Genomic DNA, 15,108 nt, shown 5'->3' on the forward strand with positions numbered 1-15,108 from the left:
CTTCGACTACGCTCAGGACAAGTATTAGACGTTAGGCTTTAGATGTTAGACACCTTTCCCTAACTATTTTTAATTTAATGTAAATTCTCTTTTTAGTTTACTTAGTTGATTTACAACACTTGCGTTGTATTGTACATCTCCTATACGTAAAATGAAACCACCTAAAATGCTTTCATCTATAATATTTTCTACTTCAACATTTTTTCCTGTAAGCTCTTTAGCTTTTGCTAAAACTTTCTTCTTTAAATCTGCTGTTAATGCTATTGCAGTTGTAACAGTAGCTATCTCAATTCCTTTTGATTGATCGAATAACTGATTGTATTTTGAAGCAACATTGCCTAAAATATCTATTCTATTATTACTAATCAATATATTAATTAAACTTAAAGTTGTTTTATTTGAACTTTTAAATACATCTAATAAAACCGCTTTTTTAGCTGAAGAAGGTATTACAGGACTTTGAAGCATGTTGCTTAAATCTTGGTTTTCTGCAATTGTTTTAGCAATAGACTTCATATCATTATTTACAACATCTGTTGATTTTTGATCTGATGCCAAACTTAATATTGCTTTTGCGTAACGTATTGCTGCTCTTGCTCCTGCCATTATATAACTAGTTTAATGATTTTTCATCTAACATTGTTTCAACCAATTGTAATTGCTTGTCTTTGTTAGATAATTCGGTACGCACAACTTTTTCGGCAATCTCTAAAGATAAACCAGCTACATGATTTTTAAGTTCTGTCATAGCTGCTTTCTTTTCACTTTCAATAGCTGCTTGTGCTTGTGTAATCATTTTATTTGCTTGTTCTTGAGCTTCGCCTTTTGCATCTTCGATCATTTTATTTTTGATTTCACGTGCTTCTTTTAACATAGTCTCACGTTCTGCTCTTGCTTCCTTAAGTAATTTTTGATTATCGGCCTGAAGGTTTTCCATTTCTAACTTTGCTTTTTCAGCAGAGTCTAATGCATTTTTTATACCTTCTTCTCTATCGTTAACAGAATCCAAAATTGGTTTCCAAGCAAACTTTTTTAATAAAAGAATTAAAGCAATAAAAAGTACTGCCTGCCAAAAAAATAATCCTAATGAAAAGTCTTCAAATAATTTTCCCATAATAATTTATATTTCTAAAAACTTATGTTTAATTTAAAAGAACAGCTATAACCAACCGTTATAGCTGTTTCTTAATCTGTTTTAGTTTACAGCAAATAAAGCTGCGAAACCAATACCTTCAATTAAGGCTGCTGCAATAAGCATAGCCGTTTGAATTTTTCCTGTAGCTTCAGGTTGACGAGCGATTGCCTCCATAGCAGAACCACCGATTCTACCAATACCAATACCTGCTCCAATTACTACTAAACCTGCACCTACGATAGCTGGAATTTCCATAAAATATATATTAATTAATTAAACATTCAATTTAATAACACATTACCTTAATGGTGTTCGTGTTCTTCAACAGCCATACCAAAGTATAATGCTGAAAGTACTGTAAAAATATAGGCTTGTAAAGCCGCTACTAACAACTCTAATATTGCTAACACAAACCCTAAAAACAATGACAATGGAGTTCCTAACCAGTTTTTTGCTAAAAACGCCAAACCAATAATACTCATTAATACCACGTGACCCGCTGTAATATTTGCATACAAACGAATCATTAATGCAAATGGTTTAATGATGGTCCCTAATAATTCAATTGGAGCTAATATTATTTTCATTGGAACAGGAACCCCTGGCATCCAAAAAATGTGCTTCCAATAATTTTTATTTCCTGAAAAAGTTGTAATAACGTAAGTTATAAGAGCTAAACATAATGTAACGGCAATATTATTTGTTACATTCATCCCTATTGGAACTAAACCAAATAAGTTAACAATCCAAACAAAGAAAAACACCGTTAATAAATAACTCATGTAACGCTTGTAGTGCTTCTCACCTATGTTTGGTATAGCAATCTCATCACGCACATAAAGCACAATAGGTTCTAAGAAACGCCCCATACCTTTTGGCATACCGTTGTTCTTTTTGTATGATTTAGCCATTTTGCTAAACATAAAGAACATAATAACAAATACTAGGATAATTAAAAAAACATTCTTAGTTATTGAAAAATCTAAAGGCTTTTCGTTAGTGGCGTGGTGATGGTCGTCTTCAATAATCTCTCCATTTGGTCCATCTACTTTATATATTTTCCCGTGATGATTTTTATAAAAACTTCCGTCTACCTCAGCAACTGTTTCTCCATGATGAAATTTAGAAGACGAAAATACTTTTAATCCATTATCCCAAAGAATTACTGGCAATGGAAAGCCAACATGTTTTTCTTTGCCTTCATCTGTAGTGTACGAAAACAATCCAAAATCGTAAGAATCTTTTAAATGGTGTTGGATGTATTCATTTACAGCTTCCTTTGCAGTTTTTTCGGTTTCTTTTTCACCGTGTCCCTCTTGCTCTTTTCCATAAGAAACAAAGGTTAATAAAAGCAATAATAATGTAATTGGTTTTAAAGATATTTTTCTTCGCATATCACTCTATATAATAGTGGCTTAAAAATCGGTGCAAAGGTATGTTTTTATCTCAAAAACAAAAATTATTTTATCTTTTATTTAATTATGAAATAGTTATTGGTTTTTTCATTGAAAAATACACTATTAAAACGGGTTTTTATTGCGCTATAAATCTTATTGTCAATACAATTATAAAGAATTCATAAATAGAATTATGATAATTTGTTTAACCATTTACTTAGACTCAGTGTTTCTAGAATTAATCCCAAAACGTAGGGCACAAAAAAAGCGGCAAACTCAAGCTTAGTTATTTCACCATCTTGCTTATAAAAAGGGTAAAAAACAATGAAAAAAACTGCAAACTTTAGAAAACTTCCAATTAAGAATAAAAAACCCAATTGGCTTGTGTATTTGTCTTTCAATAAATAAAGCGCTCCAAAAACAACAATAACTAGCGTTAAATTAACAAGATAGGACACTAGTATTCTATTTTCGAATAAAGGAAGATTTAAGAATTTTAAAATGCCTAGGTGAATACCAAATCCGACAACTAAAAGCAACATTACTTTTATACTAAAACTAATAAAGGGGTTACTCATTTAATATTTTATTCGATTGACCTGTTTTAGAACAGCATAAAGCGAAATACCAACGCCAAGAAGCGTCATAATTATAATAAATAGTTTATCGCCTTCATTAAACTTATTATCTAGCCACTTACCCAAAAGAACAAACAGATAAATTGTTACACCCATTTGTATTCCTATACCAGATAAAATAGCGACGTTTTTAAGCTGTTTTTTCTGATTCTGCTTTTTGTTGTCTTTGCTGTGAGCCATTATTCATTTCTTTTACAGCTCCCTTCATCATACATGTTACATTAAAGGTTGCTCCAGGCTCTACTGCTAATTTACCAACAACCACTTCGCCTTCAATGTGTGCTGCCGATTTTAAAGTTAATGTACCTGAAAGTGCCAATTTTCCAGAAAATTTGCCTTCAAAGTAGGCGTCAGTACCTTGTAAAGTTCCTTTTATATAACCATGTTTACCAACTACTACTTTTCCAGAGGTTTTTATATTACCTTCAACAATGCCATCGATTCTAAAATCACCTTCACTATTAAGGTCTCCTACAATCTTAGTGCCTTGAGCAATAAGATTTTGATTAGATGTTCCTTCTACCATGTTTTTGTCTTTTTTATTATCAGAGAACATAATATTGTTTGCTAATTGTTATTTGTGCTTAAATACGAATCTAAATTCTTGTGAATTTGAATAATTTGATAATTTGAAGAAGACATCGCAAAATATGGTTTTGCTATTTTGCGCCAATCTTCTTTAGTTAACAATTGATCAAACGTTTTTGCGATCTGTTCATTTGTTAAGCCATGAACGAGCACAAATGTTGTTTGAGGGTCATAGACATCTATAGATGCCTTTAATTTATAGTATTTAACGTCCTTTAAAAATCCGCTAAGGGTGTCTTTAAAAGTATTAATTTCTGAAACTTCGGTGTTATCGAACTTAAAGACTACTTTATAATTCTGAGCGATACTATCATTAGATTGAACAAATTCTAAATTTGCTAATTGTGGGATAATTTTTGATTCAATCTCTTGCGCCTTCATCCCTTCAGGTGTATTCGCATAAGTTACGGCTAAATAATTAATGGCTTCGCTGTAAGGCTTGTATCCATATAATCGCCCTGTAGCAGTTGCTTTTAAAAGTTCGAACTTTGCCACAATAGATTCGCCATCGAAGGCTGTTATATACTCTTCACACTTAGAAATCACCTCAGCATATTCCTGATTTTCATGCCTCTCATAAAGTTTTTCGTATAAACTTTCTGGACTATTATCATCTGTTAATGATGCCAATTCTGGATTATTTAATAAGGTGGCATATCTTGAATCTGGATAATTAGATACAATATCATTTTTTGCAATGGAGACCTCATCACTTTTTCCTAATAATTCATAGATTTTGTACAGATTATACTTTGATGGTAAAATTAATCGTTCTTCAGGGTTGCTCTTTAACAAATTTTGAAATTTGCTTTTCGCTAGGTCATATTCCTTAAACTTCTCTTTATAGATTAATCCCAGTTGGTAGTAGGCAAAGTTTCTTTCTTTAGAAATACTGTCAATCTCTTCTTCTTCGGAAGGAATTTTAGCTATATAAAACTGTGGATTGTATAATTCTTCTTCTGTTGCCGTTGCCAAAACATCACCCCTTAAAGGATTTCTAGAACCGCTTGAACTACTTTTATTAGACCACCTCCAATCGTCCTCTAAAGCTCTGTTACCCCAAATTTTAGCAAATTCATTCTTACCATATGCTACTGTAGTTGGGTTGTAAAAATAAAATGCCGTAGCCGCTTGCCCTGGTAGACCTGCTCCTGCATTTGGTAATTGACCTCCAATGTTATTATTAACCGTAATCATTCCTTTGTTACGTTCTGCAGCTTCTCGTTTTTCCTTAGCCTCTTCGGTAGCAGTTTTTAAATCGTCTGTAAACTTTTGAAAAAACGCTAACCTTTCTGCTTCTGGCATATTTACCAAATGTAAAATACTGTCGTTTACTTGAGCAACATCTTCATAATAGATAACATCTTCAAGATTATCTCTTTTTTTCTTAATAATTCGATATGGTTTAGAGTCGACCACAAGGTTTATCATGGTACTGTCGTAATAAGCGCCTGCTTCTCTATAAACTGAAGCATCAAAATTCATATTACCAAGCGTTTCATAATTTTTCGCTTTGAGTAAATTATCTTGTGTATTGGTTCGGAGTGATTTATTATAGTATGTAATCGCTAAAGAATCTGATTGATTATTTAAATGATATTCGGCTATTTGATGATAAATTTTATCTAGGAACGGTCTGTTTTCTCTATTTTCTTCAAGCTCGGTAAGCTGCTCTAATAGTACTTGTTTATTTCCGCTGTTATAGTCGAAGTTTTTTATTTTTTCTATATGAGCGCTTATCATATAGATTCGAGGCGTTTTCCTGTTGAGTTCAATAACTTTATCGAACGCAATATTGGCACTATCCTTATAGCCTAATTGGTTATATAGCTGACCTTGAATAAATTTATATCTGCCGCGTTCATCACCACTTTTGGTCGCATTAGATGCAATCTCTAACTGAACAATAGCACTATCTACTAATTTTGTATTTAAATAGGCTTGCGCTAACATAGAAGAAGCATCTGCCAAGTCTTGGCCTTCGAGTTCTTCTTGGTCTAATAAGCGTCTAAGGTTATTAATAGCAAGTTCATCATTTTCTAAACGAATGTTAGTTTTTTCTCTCCAAATTTTTGCTTGGTTTATTTTATCACTCGCTGGATATTTATAGAGGATAAAGTTAAATGCTTCTAATGCAGGAACAAATCGCTGATCAAAGTAACGCGATTTACCAAGTAATAAATATGCTTCGTCGATTTGAGGATTTTTCTCTTTGCCTCCAATGTTCATAGAATGCTTCTGAATAGCTTTTACGGCTTTTTCTTCTGCTATACTAAAACTTTCGTTTTTAGATTGTCCTGGCAATACAATCTCATCGAACACTTCCATGCGTTCTATTGGCAAAACTTCCCAGTAATTATCGCGATAATCTTCATTTAGGTCATTTCTACCTTCTTCAAGAGCCAAATAGCCATTATATAGCGCATTAAATTCTGTTGCAACAGCGTGAAAGTTTCTGCTTATAAAATTGTCTTTTTTTCTAGAACAACTTGCGAGTATAAATATGAAGCATACTAAAGCTAGTATGGCTTTTATAGATGTTTTCAATACCTGATTATTTGGTTAATACCAATTTTAGTTGCAAAAATAACATATTCAAACTTGTTCATTTTTTATCCTATTTCCTTATTCATGATTTACATAACAAATAGTATGAAAATCAATCATAGCGTTATAGAATAAAAAAGCAACGTCGTTTTCTGTATGTCTTTTTGCAATCAAATCGGTATGATAAATAACTACAAACACTTACATATATTATGCAAGTAGGTAAAAATAAGCATCTTTTTCGATTAACCTATAAAATACAGTGGATTTTGAAGAAAATCCTAGTTAGTAAAATGGTCTTCAAGCTCTTTTAAAGTAGCTTCGCTGGTAACCAAATCTTTAACTAATTCTCCTTTTTCAAGTACAACAATACGCTCGCATACATCTGTAACATGTAGTAAATCGTGACTCGAAATTAGCACCGTTACATCTCTGTTTTCAGTTAGTCCTTTTATTATTTCTTTTAAACGAATTTGTGTAGTGGGATCTAAATTTGCAAAGGGTTCATCTAGTATAATAACTTCTGGGTTGCCAATTAATGCAGCCACAATACCTGCTTTCTTTTGGTTTCCTTTACTTAAATCGCGTAAATATTTTTTCTGACCTAATATTTCACCGTGAAAAAAATCTTCAAACTGGCTAACTAGTTTGTCGACATCGGCTCTATTTTGACCTCGTAATTCTCCTATGAAATAGAAATACTCTTCAGCAGTTAAATAACCAATTAAAAAACTCTCATCTATAAATGCAGATGTAAATGGCTTCCAATCTTCACTTTGGTTTACTTGAATATCATTACTTTTTATAAAACCCGTTGTTGGTTGAATTAAATCTAGAAGCAAACTAAAATATGTTGTTTTTCCAGCACCATTATTTCCAACTAAACCAAAACTTTGCCCTCTTGGAATTTCTAATGACTCTATATTTAAAACTTGATTTCCAGCGTATTTTTTTGATAAATTAGATGTTGTTATCATAATTGTATATTATTAGTTGTTTTGATCGAATGCACCAATCATTTTATATTTTGACTCTAAATATTTTGCAGTAATAGCCTTCATAAACCTTTGATGGAAAATAATGCCTACAATTCCCATTATAGCGAGTATTAAACAGGCTATTTCAAAACCAATTAAAAAATAGAAAAGCGCAAACAGACCCATTGGAAGCAATAACAAAGGAATACCTATAAGCCATTGTACAGCTCCTGTACCTTGATAATTAAAGGCCGCTTTCTGACTTAAATCTATCTTTTTTCTGTTAAATGACCCACCATAAAGAATAACATGTGTGTTAACACCAATATTATAAATAGCTGCTGCGAAATGAGCTAGTAAAATTTTCCAACCAAAGAAAACATAAGGAATCCCTAGTATAAATAATATAGCTACACTTACTGCCATTAAAGTGAATTTAGATTTTAAATATTGCTCGTACTTAATATTTTGGCTCATTAATAATTTGTAATAGCCACTATCCCATGCGGGAATAAATTGACCAAAATTTATTAAGAAAATTCCGGTAGAGAATACTCCAATAAAAACAAAAAACCATGGCATATCTTGGTATGTTGGCTGAGGATAAAAAAACAAACCATACAATAACCCTAAAGCGAGCATCCAAACTGAAGACTTTGTGCGCTTATTTCTCCAAATAAGTTTTAAATCTAACTGCATAAATGGTGCAATATCTCCAAAATTCTTTGTCCATTCTAAGTTAGAAGTATTCACCTCTTTTATTTTAGTTTTTAAGCCACTATCTAAAAATAGTTTTTGCCTCAATAATTTAAAATTATAAGCATAAAGCCCTATAAGAATTAATATTGGGATGAATAATAAAATAGGGGTTTGAGAAATTGCTGTTATTGCATTTGAAAGCGCTTGAGCAATATTTATTATTTCGAAATAATTTAACGCAAAAAGACCTCCAACCAATAGAATAATTGGTAAATATGACAACTCGGTCTCTGCAGATAAGCTTTCAATAATAAAATTGAGAAAGTTGTTAATTAAGGTTAATAGTATCATTACTATTAGCCAAACTAAAACTGTAGAGGCATCATACCCACCATATATTAGCTTAATACTAAAAGGAATGACCGCAAATAAAGGTAAAAAATTTATAAACGATGTTACCGATTTACCCAATACGTAATTGACAATTGTTTTTCTTTTAATTGGTAGTTTAAGTAATGGTTTAACACTCATTACTGGTAGTTTCTGAAAGAAGAACCTAACTAAAATATCGCCTAATATCCAAAAGAATATCAAGCCATTAAAAGCTATAAGTGGATCTAAATCTGGATACACTTCTTTTAAAATTTTATCCATAAAAAAGCCTATGAATAAAAATATTCCCATAAAATAAAGCGCTATAAAGCCCATAAATATTTTAATACCTAAGCTTTTTCCAAAGCTGGCAGATCTAAAAAAAGATTTCCACTCTAAACTTAAAAACCGTTTTATCATTTTTGGCTAGTTTGAATTAATAAAAATTGAATTCTATGTGTTAGTGATGTTTTTAATAGAATTGTTACAATCAAAGTTAAAATTTACAAAGCAACTTTAGTATTTTTGCTAAAAATTAATCCATGTCATCATTTCACACACTATCCGTTAAAACAATAAAAAGAGAAACGGAAAAAGCTATAAGCATTTCATTTAATTTGCCAGAAAACTTAAAAGACATCTTTTCTTTTAAGGCAGGTCAATATATAACTTTAAAAACAGAAGTTGATGGCAACGAAGTACGTCGCGATTACTCACTATGCGTTTCTCCTAAAAGCGGTGAATTGAAAGTTGCAGTAAAAGAAGTTAAAAATGGAACTTTTTCGGCTTTTGCAAATAACACATTAAAAGTTGGTGACAATTTAGAAGTGGCTCCACCAAAAGGTCGATTTATTTTTCAACCTAACGACTCTAAAACTAAAAACATAGCACTGTTTGCTGCTGGTAGTGGTATCACACCTGTTTTAAGTATTATAAAATGTGCTTTAGAAGAAGAGGTTTATAGCAAAGTAATACTAGTTTATGGTAATAAGTCTACTCAAGACACTATGTTTTTGAATGAACTTCTTGAGTTACAACATAGCTATAAGGAACGTTTTTCTATTCAGTTTGTTTTTAGTCAAAAGGATGAAGAAAATTCGATTTTTGGTCGTATTGAAAAAAGTACCGTTAATTATGTGATGAAAAACAAGCACAAGCATGTTGACGTTGATGCCTTTTATTTATGTGGGCCAGAAGCGATGATTCATACCGTAAAAGATGTACTAACCGAACATGGCATTAAAGAAGAACGTATCCATTTCGAACTATTTAAAGCTGCAAAACCAGCGAAAATTAAAGAAGAATCGTCTAGTATAACATCTGGAAAATCAAAAATAACTGTTATTGTTGATGACGAAGAAGCAACTTTCGAAATGTCTGCAAAACAAACTATTCTTGAAGCAGCATTAGATGAAGATTTAGATGCACCATATTCATGCCAAGGTGGTATTTGTAGTAGTTGTTTAGCCCGCATTAAGGAAGGTGAAGCGACTATGCGACAAAACAATATATTAACAGAAAGCGAAGTTGCTGAAGGGTTAATTTTAACTTGTCAAGCACACCCAACCACCCCTACTATTATTGTAGATTATGATGATGTTTAAAACTGTCATTCCTGCGAAGGCAGTAATCCACTTGGCAGTAATATAGATTCATTTCATAAGATTACTGCCTTCGCAGGAATGACAAACCTTAAATTATAGACTTAATTTTATTAACTATTGTTTCGGGTTTAATGCTTCCTGAGGCATGCTCGTAACCTTCTGGGTACTTATTCCCATAAATAGAAGTTGGTATTTTAGGGAATTTATTTCGATTTGCTAATAAAGCATAATCTTTTGGTTGATTAAAGGGTGCAAAACCAGCAAATGGATGCGTAACACCCCAAATAGTTACCACTTTCACTCCTAACATAGCGGCTAAATGCCCATTTCCAGAATCCATTGATAGCATTACATCTAGGTTCGAAATTATATCTAATTCTTCGTCTAAAGCTAGTTTGTTTGCAACGCTTACAACATTATTATATTTATTTTCAATATCATTTAAAATTTGGGCTTCTTTGACACCACCACCAAATAAAACAACTTTATAATTTTTAGAAAGCGTTTTAATTACTTCTTTCATTAAATTTAAAGGATACATTTTACCTTCATGAGCGGCAAATGGTGCAATTCCGATTAGATTTTTATGATTAGATTCAATTAAATACTTTGTTTTTTCATTTAGAACTGCTTTTTCCGGAAAAGTTGGTTTACTAAGGTCTATTGGATACCCCAATTCATTAAAAACGTCGGTATATCTCTGATGTGTTGTTTTTAATTGAGTAAATACGTTTCCATCTGTTAAAAAACGTTTCTCTTTTCTGCCTTTATTAATGCTAATAAAGTGTTTGTATCTTAGAAAAAATTTTAAAATTTTACTTCTTAAAACACAATGCAAGTCTGCAATTGCATAAAACTGATTGTCTTTATTTAGTTCTCTAGCTAATTTATACAATCCATAAACACCTTTATGTTTCCCTTTCAGGTCTGCTGAAAAGACTGTTACATTATTCAAACCTCTAAAAAAAGGTTTAAAAAAGGCACGTGTTAAAACGGTTATCTTTAATTCTGGATATTGATGAGTTAGTGCTCTTAAAACAGGAACCGTCATCGCAACATCTCCCATAGCTGAGAGACGTATAACTAGAATGTTTTTTTGTTTTGGCATCTTAAAGAAGATGAAGAAATCCAGAAACAGCACTTCGACTGCGCTCAGTGTGACACCTCAGGATAACAAATAGTTATTTTTGAGAACGAAGAACAGGGTTCAATTCATCATCATTATACATTTTCATCTGCTTATATACTTTCATGTATTTATCGCCATTCTCAATATCGTTTAAAAGTGTATCGATTGCTGTTGATAAATCAACACGTTGTTCTAATAAAATATCTAATTTTTTCAGACAAGCTGCTTTGTGTTCCGCGGAAGCGTCATTACGAGTTGCTTCCTCATTCATATGGTACACTTTTAAAGCTAAAATAGATAATCTATCTACGCCCCAAGCTGGACTTTCAGTATTAATGGTTGCACCGTCCTTAACAGAAACATTTTTATATTTTTCTAAAAAATAACTGTCTATATACTCAACCATATCTGTTCTGTCTTGATTGGAAGCATCAATTTGACGTTTTAAAGTTAATGCTGCAACAGGGTCAATTTGTGGATCCCTGATAATATCTTCATAATGCCATTGTACAGTATCTATCCAACATTTTCTATATAACAAATGTTCTAGCAAATCACTTTCAGGATACTCATTTTCGAAAGGTTGATCTACTGTATTAACAATGTGATATTTGGCAATAACATCTTGAAATATTTTATTAGCTTTTTCTGTAAACATGTTCTATAAATTTTGAAGTACAAAATTACATAAATTATACAAGAATCTATATTAAAAGGCTAGTTGCAATTCTTAATTAAGATTCATCTATACATTTTAACCTTTGGTTTTACTAACTTTACTATTTAAATTTAGTTTCAAGACATGATTATTCACAATTTATCTGACCAAAATTCAATTTTAAATAATTTTATTTCAGAAATAAGAAGCACTAATATTCAAAAAGATAGCATGCGCTTTAGACGAAATATAGAACGTATTGGAGAAATTTTAGGTTATGAATTAAGCAAAACATTAAATTTTAAATCCTCTGAAGTTATAACTCCTCTAGAAAATTGTTCTATTAATTTAATTGAAGACAATATTGTTTTATGCTCTATTTTAAGAGCTGGTATACCGTTACACAATGGATTATTAAACTACTTTGATGCTGCCGAAAATGCTTTTATTTCAGCATACAGACATCATAAAAACAATCCAGAAAGTTTTGAAATTATTGTCGAATATTTAGCCTGTCCAAGCTTAGAAGGTAAAACACTTGTTTTAGCAGATCCAATGTTGGCCACAGGACAATCAATTGTAGCTACTTACAACGCTCTAAAGCCTTTTGGCAAACCCAAAGAAGTGCATTTAGTAAGTGTTATTGGAGCACAGGAAGGTGTTGATTTTGTTAACAACTCATTTACAGAAAACACTCATTTATGGATTGCTGCTATTGATAAAACCCTTAACGAAAAAGGATATATTGTACCAGGTTTAGGAGATGCTGGAGATTTGGCTTTTGGCGAAAAACTACAACACTAAAATCACAAACGGTACTAGTATAAGGAGTAACAAAAACACTTCTTTAAACCACTTTTCTTGAATAACCTCAATATAATTAGTAATTATAATTGCCAATGGCGCAAACATAAATAAGAATTCGCTTCCATCTTTCTCGGGAGCAAAAATCACAACTATAAATGCAACTAACATAGCTATTAAAACAACATTAAAAGAAGGCCTAAAAGCTTTCTTTTTTTGCTTTATTGTTTTAATAAAAAATATGGTAGACCATATTCCAAAAGAAAATAACATGGTAATAGCAATTATGAATGCTGTTGAATTATAGCTACTAAAATCATAGCTAACTTTGGGTAAAGTATTAAATGCACTAAAAAAATCGTCGTACCTTATAATAGAAACGCAAACTGTTATAAGAAAAACTGTAAGGACTCCAGAAAAAGGAATTATCCAATGGTTAAGTTTATTATCTGTATACAGAATTAAAGAGACTATAATTACTATAAAAAACAAAATTGCCCAAAAATAAAATAATGATGCAATTGCTATCCAAAAAGCAGCATCAAATAGCTTTTTTTTTACATTTTTTTGCGATCGAATACTAAGAACTCTTCTAAGCCCAAGTAACACAAAAAAATTAGCAAACAACATATTAATATTTGTAGTTGTTTGTACTATTGCTAATAAAAATAGGCTATAGAGTAAAATTTCATAGTTATTATTCTTAGTTAGTTTATTCTTACTCACAATAAAATTAAGAACTAAAATCGATATATAGCATATTGAAAATAATACGACTTGTTTTAAAACAAAGTCTATAGTTATAGGCTCATTTATTAGTTTAAAATAAGTGACTGTAAAAGCCAAAAGTGTGATAAAAAAAACAATGATGAAATTTATTGGCTTAGATTTACTAAAAATGCTTGTAATCATTAACTGTTTTTGTATTTTTGCCTTGTAAATATACTAACTATAATGTGGTTAGAAAACAATAAGTACCTATGAAAGACTTCTTTTACGCAATACAAGATTTATTTGTAGATGTATTATTTGCTCCTTATGATGCATTAAGATCTTTAGAGTTAGAAAATTGGTTTGCTGCTAATTCTATTTCTTGGATTTTCCTTATAATAGGTTTTGTTGCCATGCTTTATTGGATGAAGCAGCTCAAAATATTTAATGACAATAACGAAGAAGACAAAAGTATTTCTTCGCATTCGTTTTTATAAATCGAAACCAATATCTTTACGATAATACATCTTATCAAAATATAGTTTTTCTATACTTTGGTAAGATTTTTTTATGGCTTCTTGGTAAGTATCTCCATACGAGGTAATTGCCATAACACGCCCACCCGAAGTCACAATTTTTCCATCTACTAGCTGAGCTCCAGCATGAAAAGGAATAGAGTCTACAATATTATTTACACCTGTAATCTCCTTACCTTTTTCGTACGCTTCAGGATAACCTCCAGATACGGTCATAATTGTTGTAGCTGCCCTGTCATCAATATCAATATTAATTTTATCTAAAGTCCCTTTAGCCATAGCTTGCAGAATTTCAACAAAATCATTCTTTAATCTTGGTAAAACAACTTCTGTTTCAGGATCTCCCATTCTTACATTATACTCTATAACTTTTGGGTCGTCACCTACTTTTATTAGTCCAATAAACACAAAACCAATATAAGGTAGATTATCTTTTTTGAAGCCATCAATAGTAGGTTTTACTATACGCTCTTCAATTTTACTTAAAAACTCCTCGGTTGCAAATGGTACTGGAGAAACGGCTCCCATTCCACCAGTATTCAATCCTGTATCGCCTTCACCTATACGCTTATAATCTTTTGCTGTTGGTAGGATTTTATAATTATTACCATCGGTTAAAACAAAACAACTTAATTCTATACCATCTAAAAACTCTTCAATAACTACTTTAGTGCTTGCTTCACCAAATTTAGCATCAACTAACATACTTTTTAGTTCCGCTTTGGCTTCAATTAAATCCTTTAAAATAACAACCCCTTTCCCTGCGGCTAGTCCGTCTGCTTTTAAAACATAAGGAGCATTTAACGTTTCTAGAAAAGCATATCCTTTTTCAACAGTTTCTTTAGTAAAACTCTCATAAGCTGCTGTTGGAATATTATGTCTATACAAAAACTCTTTAGCAAATTCTTTGCTGCCCTCTAATTCTGCCGCTACTTTTTGAGGGCCAATAACCGAAATGTGTTTTATGGCATTATCATTTAAAAAATAATCATGAATTCCCTGTACTAATGGATCTTCAGGTCCCACAACTACCAAATCTATTTCCTTCTCTATAGCAAGTTCTTTTATGGAGTCAAAATCTGTAACACTAATGTTCACATTAGTTGCCACTTGAGCTGTCCCAGAATTACCTGGTGCTACAAATAAGTTATTACATAATGGGCTTTGTGCTATTTTCCAAGCAAATGTATGTTCTCTCCCTCCAGAGCCAATGACTAAAATATTCATATCATAAATTTTTATTTTCCCGTTTTATTCATTGACTTTGATTTCATTTTAATGAATTCATGAATCTATGATTTCACGGGAATGAC

At 31.5% G+C, this 15,108-nt stretch carries 16 protein-coding genes; 3 read left to right on the forward strand and 13 right to left on the reverse strand.

Going from position 1 to position 15,108, the window contains the following annotated elements; all coding sequences use genetic code 11:
• Positions 1–69: 69 nt before the first annotated feature.
• The 9 genes from atpH to Q0739_RS02780 all read right to left on the reverse strand — a co-directional run bounded on the left by atpH (position 70) and on the right by Q0739_RS02780 (position 8,773).
• A complete protein-coding gene (atpH, locus tag Q0739_RS02740; RefSeq protein ID WP_298237163.1) occupies positions 70–606 on the reverse strand; it encodes an ATP synthase F1 subunit delta in 537 nt (178 codons plus the stop codon).
• A 7-nt stretch (positions 607–613) separates the two neighbouring features.
• Entirely contained in the window at positions 614–1,114 is a 501-nt protein-coding gene (locus Q0739_RS02745) for a F0F1 ATP synthase subunit B (protein WP_298237164.1), read from the reverse strand.
• Positions 1,115–1,195: 81 nt separating this feature from the next.
• Positions 1,196–1,390 (reverse strand): ATP synthase F0 subunit C, encoded by a 195-nt coding sequence (atpE, locus tag Q0739_RS02750; protein ID WP_104735064.1) that lies wholly within the window; start codon positions 1,388–1,390, stop codon positions 1,196–1,198.
• A 47-nt stretch (positions 1,391–1,437) separates the two neighbouring features.
• Positions 1,438–2,529: a F0F1 ATP synthase subunit A gene (atpB, locus tag Q0739_RS02755; RefSeq protein ID WP_298237165.1), complete on the reverse strand. Its 1,092-nt coding sequence runs from the start codon at positions 2,527–2,529 to the stop codon at positions 1,438–1,440.
• Positions 2,530–3,110: 581 nt separating this feature from the next.
• Positions 3,111–3,350, reverse strand: coding sequence for an AtpZ/AtpI family protein (locus Q0739_RS02760; RefSeq protein WP_298237166.1), 240 nt, complete (start codon positions 3,348–3,350; stop codon positions 3,111–3,113).
• Positions 3,301–3,726 carry a polymer-forming cytoskeletal protein gene (locus tag Q0739_RS02765; RefSeq protein ID WP_298237167.1) on the reverse strand — a complete coding sequence of 142 codons (426 nt, stop codon included), beginning with the start codon at positions 3,724–3,726 and terminating at the stop codon, positions 3,301–3,303. Before Q0739_RS02765 ends, Q0739_RS02760 begins: the two co-directional genes overlap by 50 nt.
• A gap of 11 nt (positions 3,727–3,737) precedes the next feature.
• On the reverse strand, positions 3,738–6,305 hold the full coding sequence (locus Q0739_RS02770) for a hypothetical protein (RefSeq protein WP_298237168.1): 2,568 nt from the start codon (positions 6,303–6,305) through the stop codon (positions 3,738–3,740).
• A 281-nt stretch (positions 6,306–6,586) separates the two neighbouring features.
• Complete coding sequence (locus Q0739_RS02775) at positions 6,587–7,282, reverse strand: ABC transporter ATP-binding protein (RefSeq protein ID WP_298237169.1); 696 nt, start codon at positions 7,280–7,282, stop codon at positions 6,587–6,589.
• A gap of 12 nt (positions 7,283–7,294) precedes the next feature.
• On the reverse strand, positions 7,295–8,773 hold the full coding sequence (locus Q0739_RS02780) for a DUF5687 family protein (protein WP_298237170.1): 1,479 nt from the start codon (positions 8,771–8,773) through the stop codon (positions 7,295–7,297).
• A 122-nt stretch (positions 8,774–8,895) separates the two neighbouring features.
• Here Q0739_RS02780 and Q0739_RS02785 point away from each other — a divergent pair, with 122 nt between their 5' ends.
• On the forward strand, positions 8,896–9,957 hold the full coding sequence (locus Q0739_RS02785; RefSeq protein WP_298237171.1) for a ferredoxin--NADP reductase: 1,062 nt from the start codon (positions 8,896–8,898) through the stop codon (positions 9,955–9,957).
• Between the two features lie 88 nt (positions 9,958–10,045).
• Here the strand turns inward: Q0739_RS02785 and Q0739_RS02790 are convergent, their stop codons facing one another.
• Entirely contained in the window at positions 10,046–11,065 is a 1,020-nt protein-coding gene (locus Q0739_RS02790) for a glycosyltransferase family 9 protein (protein WP_298237172.1), read from the reverse strand.
• Positions 11,066–11,138: 73 nt separating this feature from the next.
• A complete protein-coding gene (locus Q0739_RS02795) occupies positions 11,139–11,744 on the reverse strand; it encodes a DUF4254 domain-containing protein (RefSeq protein WP_298237173.1) in 606 nt (201 codons plus the stop codon).
• A 144-nt stretch (positions 11,745–11,888) separates the two neighbouring features.
• Between Q0739_RS02795 and upp the strand changes: the two genes are divergently transcribed.
• On the forward strand, positions 11,889–12,548 hold the full coding sequence (gene upp / locus Q0739_RS02800) for a uracil phosphoribosyltransferase (protein WP_298237174.1): 660 nt from the start codon (positions 11,889–11,891) through the stop codon (positions 12,546–12,548).
• Here the strand turns inward: upp and Q0739_RS02805 are convergent.
• Positions 12,537–13,460, reverse strand: coding sequence for a DUF6427 family protein (locus tag Q0739_RS02805; RefSeq protein ID WP_298237175.1), 924 nt, complete (start codon positions 13,458–13,460; stop codon positions 12,537–12,539). The two genes, upp and Q0739_RS02805, sit on opposite strands and share 12 nt — an antisense overlap.
• A gap of 68 nt (positions 13,461–13,528) precedes the next feature.
• Here Q0739_RS02805 and Q0739_RS02810 point away from each other — a divergent pair, with 68 nt between their 5' ends.
• Positions 13,529–13,756: a uracil phosphoribosyltransferase gene (locus Q0739_RS02810; protein ID WP_298237176.1), complete on the forward strand. Its 228-nt coding sequence runs from the start codon at positions 13,529–13,531 to the stop codon at positions 13,754–13,756.
• Here Q0739_RS02810 and purD read toward each other — a convergent pair.
• The gene (gene purD / locus Q0739_RS02815) at positions 13,751–15,022 is read right to left on the reverse strand and encodes a phosphoribosylamine--glycine ligase (protein WP_298237177.1); all 1,272 of its coding nucleotides are present in this window, start codon (positions 15,020–15,022) and stop codon (positions 13,751–13,753) included. The two genes, Q0739_RS02810 and purD, sit on opposite strands and share 6 nt — an antisense overlap.
• Positions 15,023–15,108 lie beyond the last annotated feature (86 nt).

This window comes from uncultured Algibacter sp., from assembly GCF_947487605.1.
Lineage (GTDB): Bacteria > Bacteroidota > Bacteroidia > Flavobacteriales > Flavobacteriaceae > Algibacter_D.

What these genes read in the sequence shown, in the direction of transcription:
- Q0739_RS02765 (WP_298237167.1), bottom strand. Translation starts at nt 3,726, where the DNA reads ATGTTCTCTGATAATAAAAAAGACAAAAACATGGTAGAAGGAACATCT.
- upp (WP_298237174.1), top strand. Translation starts at nt 11,889, where the DNA reads ATGATTATTCACAATTTATCTGACCAAAATTCAATTTTAAATAATTTT.
- atpB (WP_298237165.1), bottom strand. Translation starts at nt 2,529, where the DNA reads ATGCGAAGAAAAATATCTTTAAAACCAATTACATTATTATTGCTTTTA.
- Q0739_RS02805 (WP_298237175.1), bottom strand. Translation starts at nt 13,460, where the DNA reads ATGATTACAAGCATTTTTAGTAAATCTAAGCCAATAAATTTCATCATT.
- Q0739_RS02780 (WP_298237170.1), bottom strand. Translation starts at nt 8,773, where the DNA reads ATGATAAAACGGTTTTTAAGTTTAGAGTGGAAATCTTTTTTTAGATCT.
- atpE (WP_104735064.1), bottom strand. Translation starts at nt 1,390, where the DNA reads ATGGAAATTCCAGCTATCGTAGGTGCAGGTTTAGTAGTAATTGGAGCA.
- atpH (WP_298237163.1), bottom strand. Translation starts at nt 606, where the DNA reads ATGGCAGGAGCAAGAGCAGCAATACGTTACGCAAAAGCAATATTAAGT.
- Q0739_RS02775 (WP_298237169.1), bottom strand. Translation starts at nt 7,282, where the DNA reads ATGATAACAACATCTAATTTATCAAAAAAATACGCTGGAAATCAAGTT.
- Q0739_RS02790 (WP_298237172.1), bottom strand. Translation starts at nt 11,065, where the DNA reads ATGCCAAAACAAAAAAACATTCTAGTTATACGTCTCTCAGCTATGGGA.
- purD (WP_298237177.1), bottom strand. Translation starts at nt 15,022, where the DNA reads ATGAATATTTTAGTCATTGGCTCTGGAGGGAGAGAACATACATTTGCT.
- Q0739_RS02745 (WP_298237164.1), bottom strand. Translation starts at nt 1,114, where the DNA reads ATGGGAAAATTATTTGAAGACTTTTCATTAGGATTATTTTTTTGGCAG.
- Q0739_RS02760 (WP_298237166.1), bottom strand. Translation starts at nt 3,350, where the DNA reads ATGGCTCACAGCAAAGACAACAAAAAGCAGAATCAGAAAAAACAGCTT.
- Q0739_RS02795 (WP_298237173.1), bottom strand. Translation starts at nt 11,744, where the DNA reads ATGTTTACAGAAAAAGCTAATAAAATATTTCAAGATGTTATTGCCAAA.
- Q0739_RS02810 (WP_298237176.1), top strand. Translation starts at nt 13,529, where the DNA reads ATGAAAGACTTCTTTTACGCAATACAAGATTTATTTGTAGATGTATTA.
- Q0739_RS02785 (WP_298237171.1), top strand. Translation starts at nt 8,896, where the DNA reads ATGTCATCATTTCACACACTATCCGTTAAAACAATAAAAAGAGAAACG.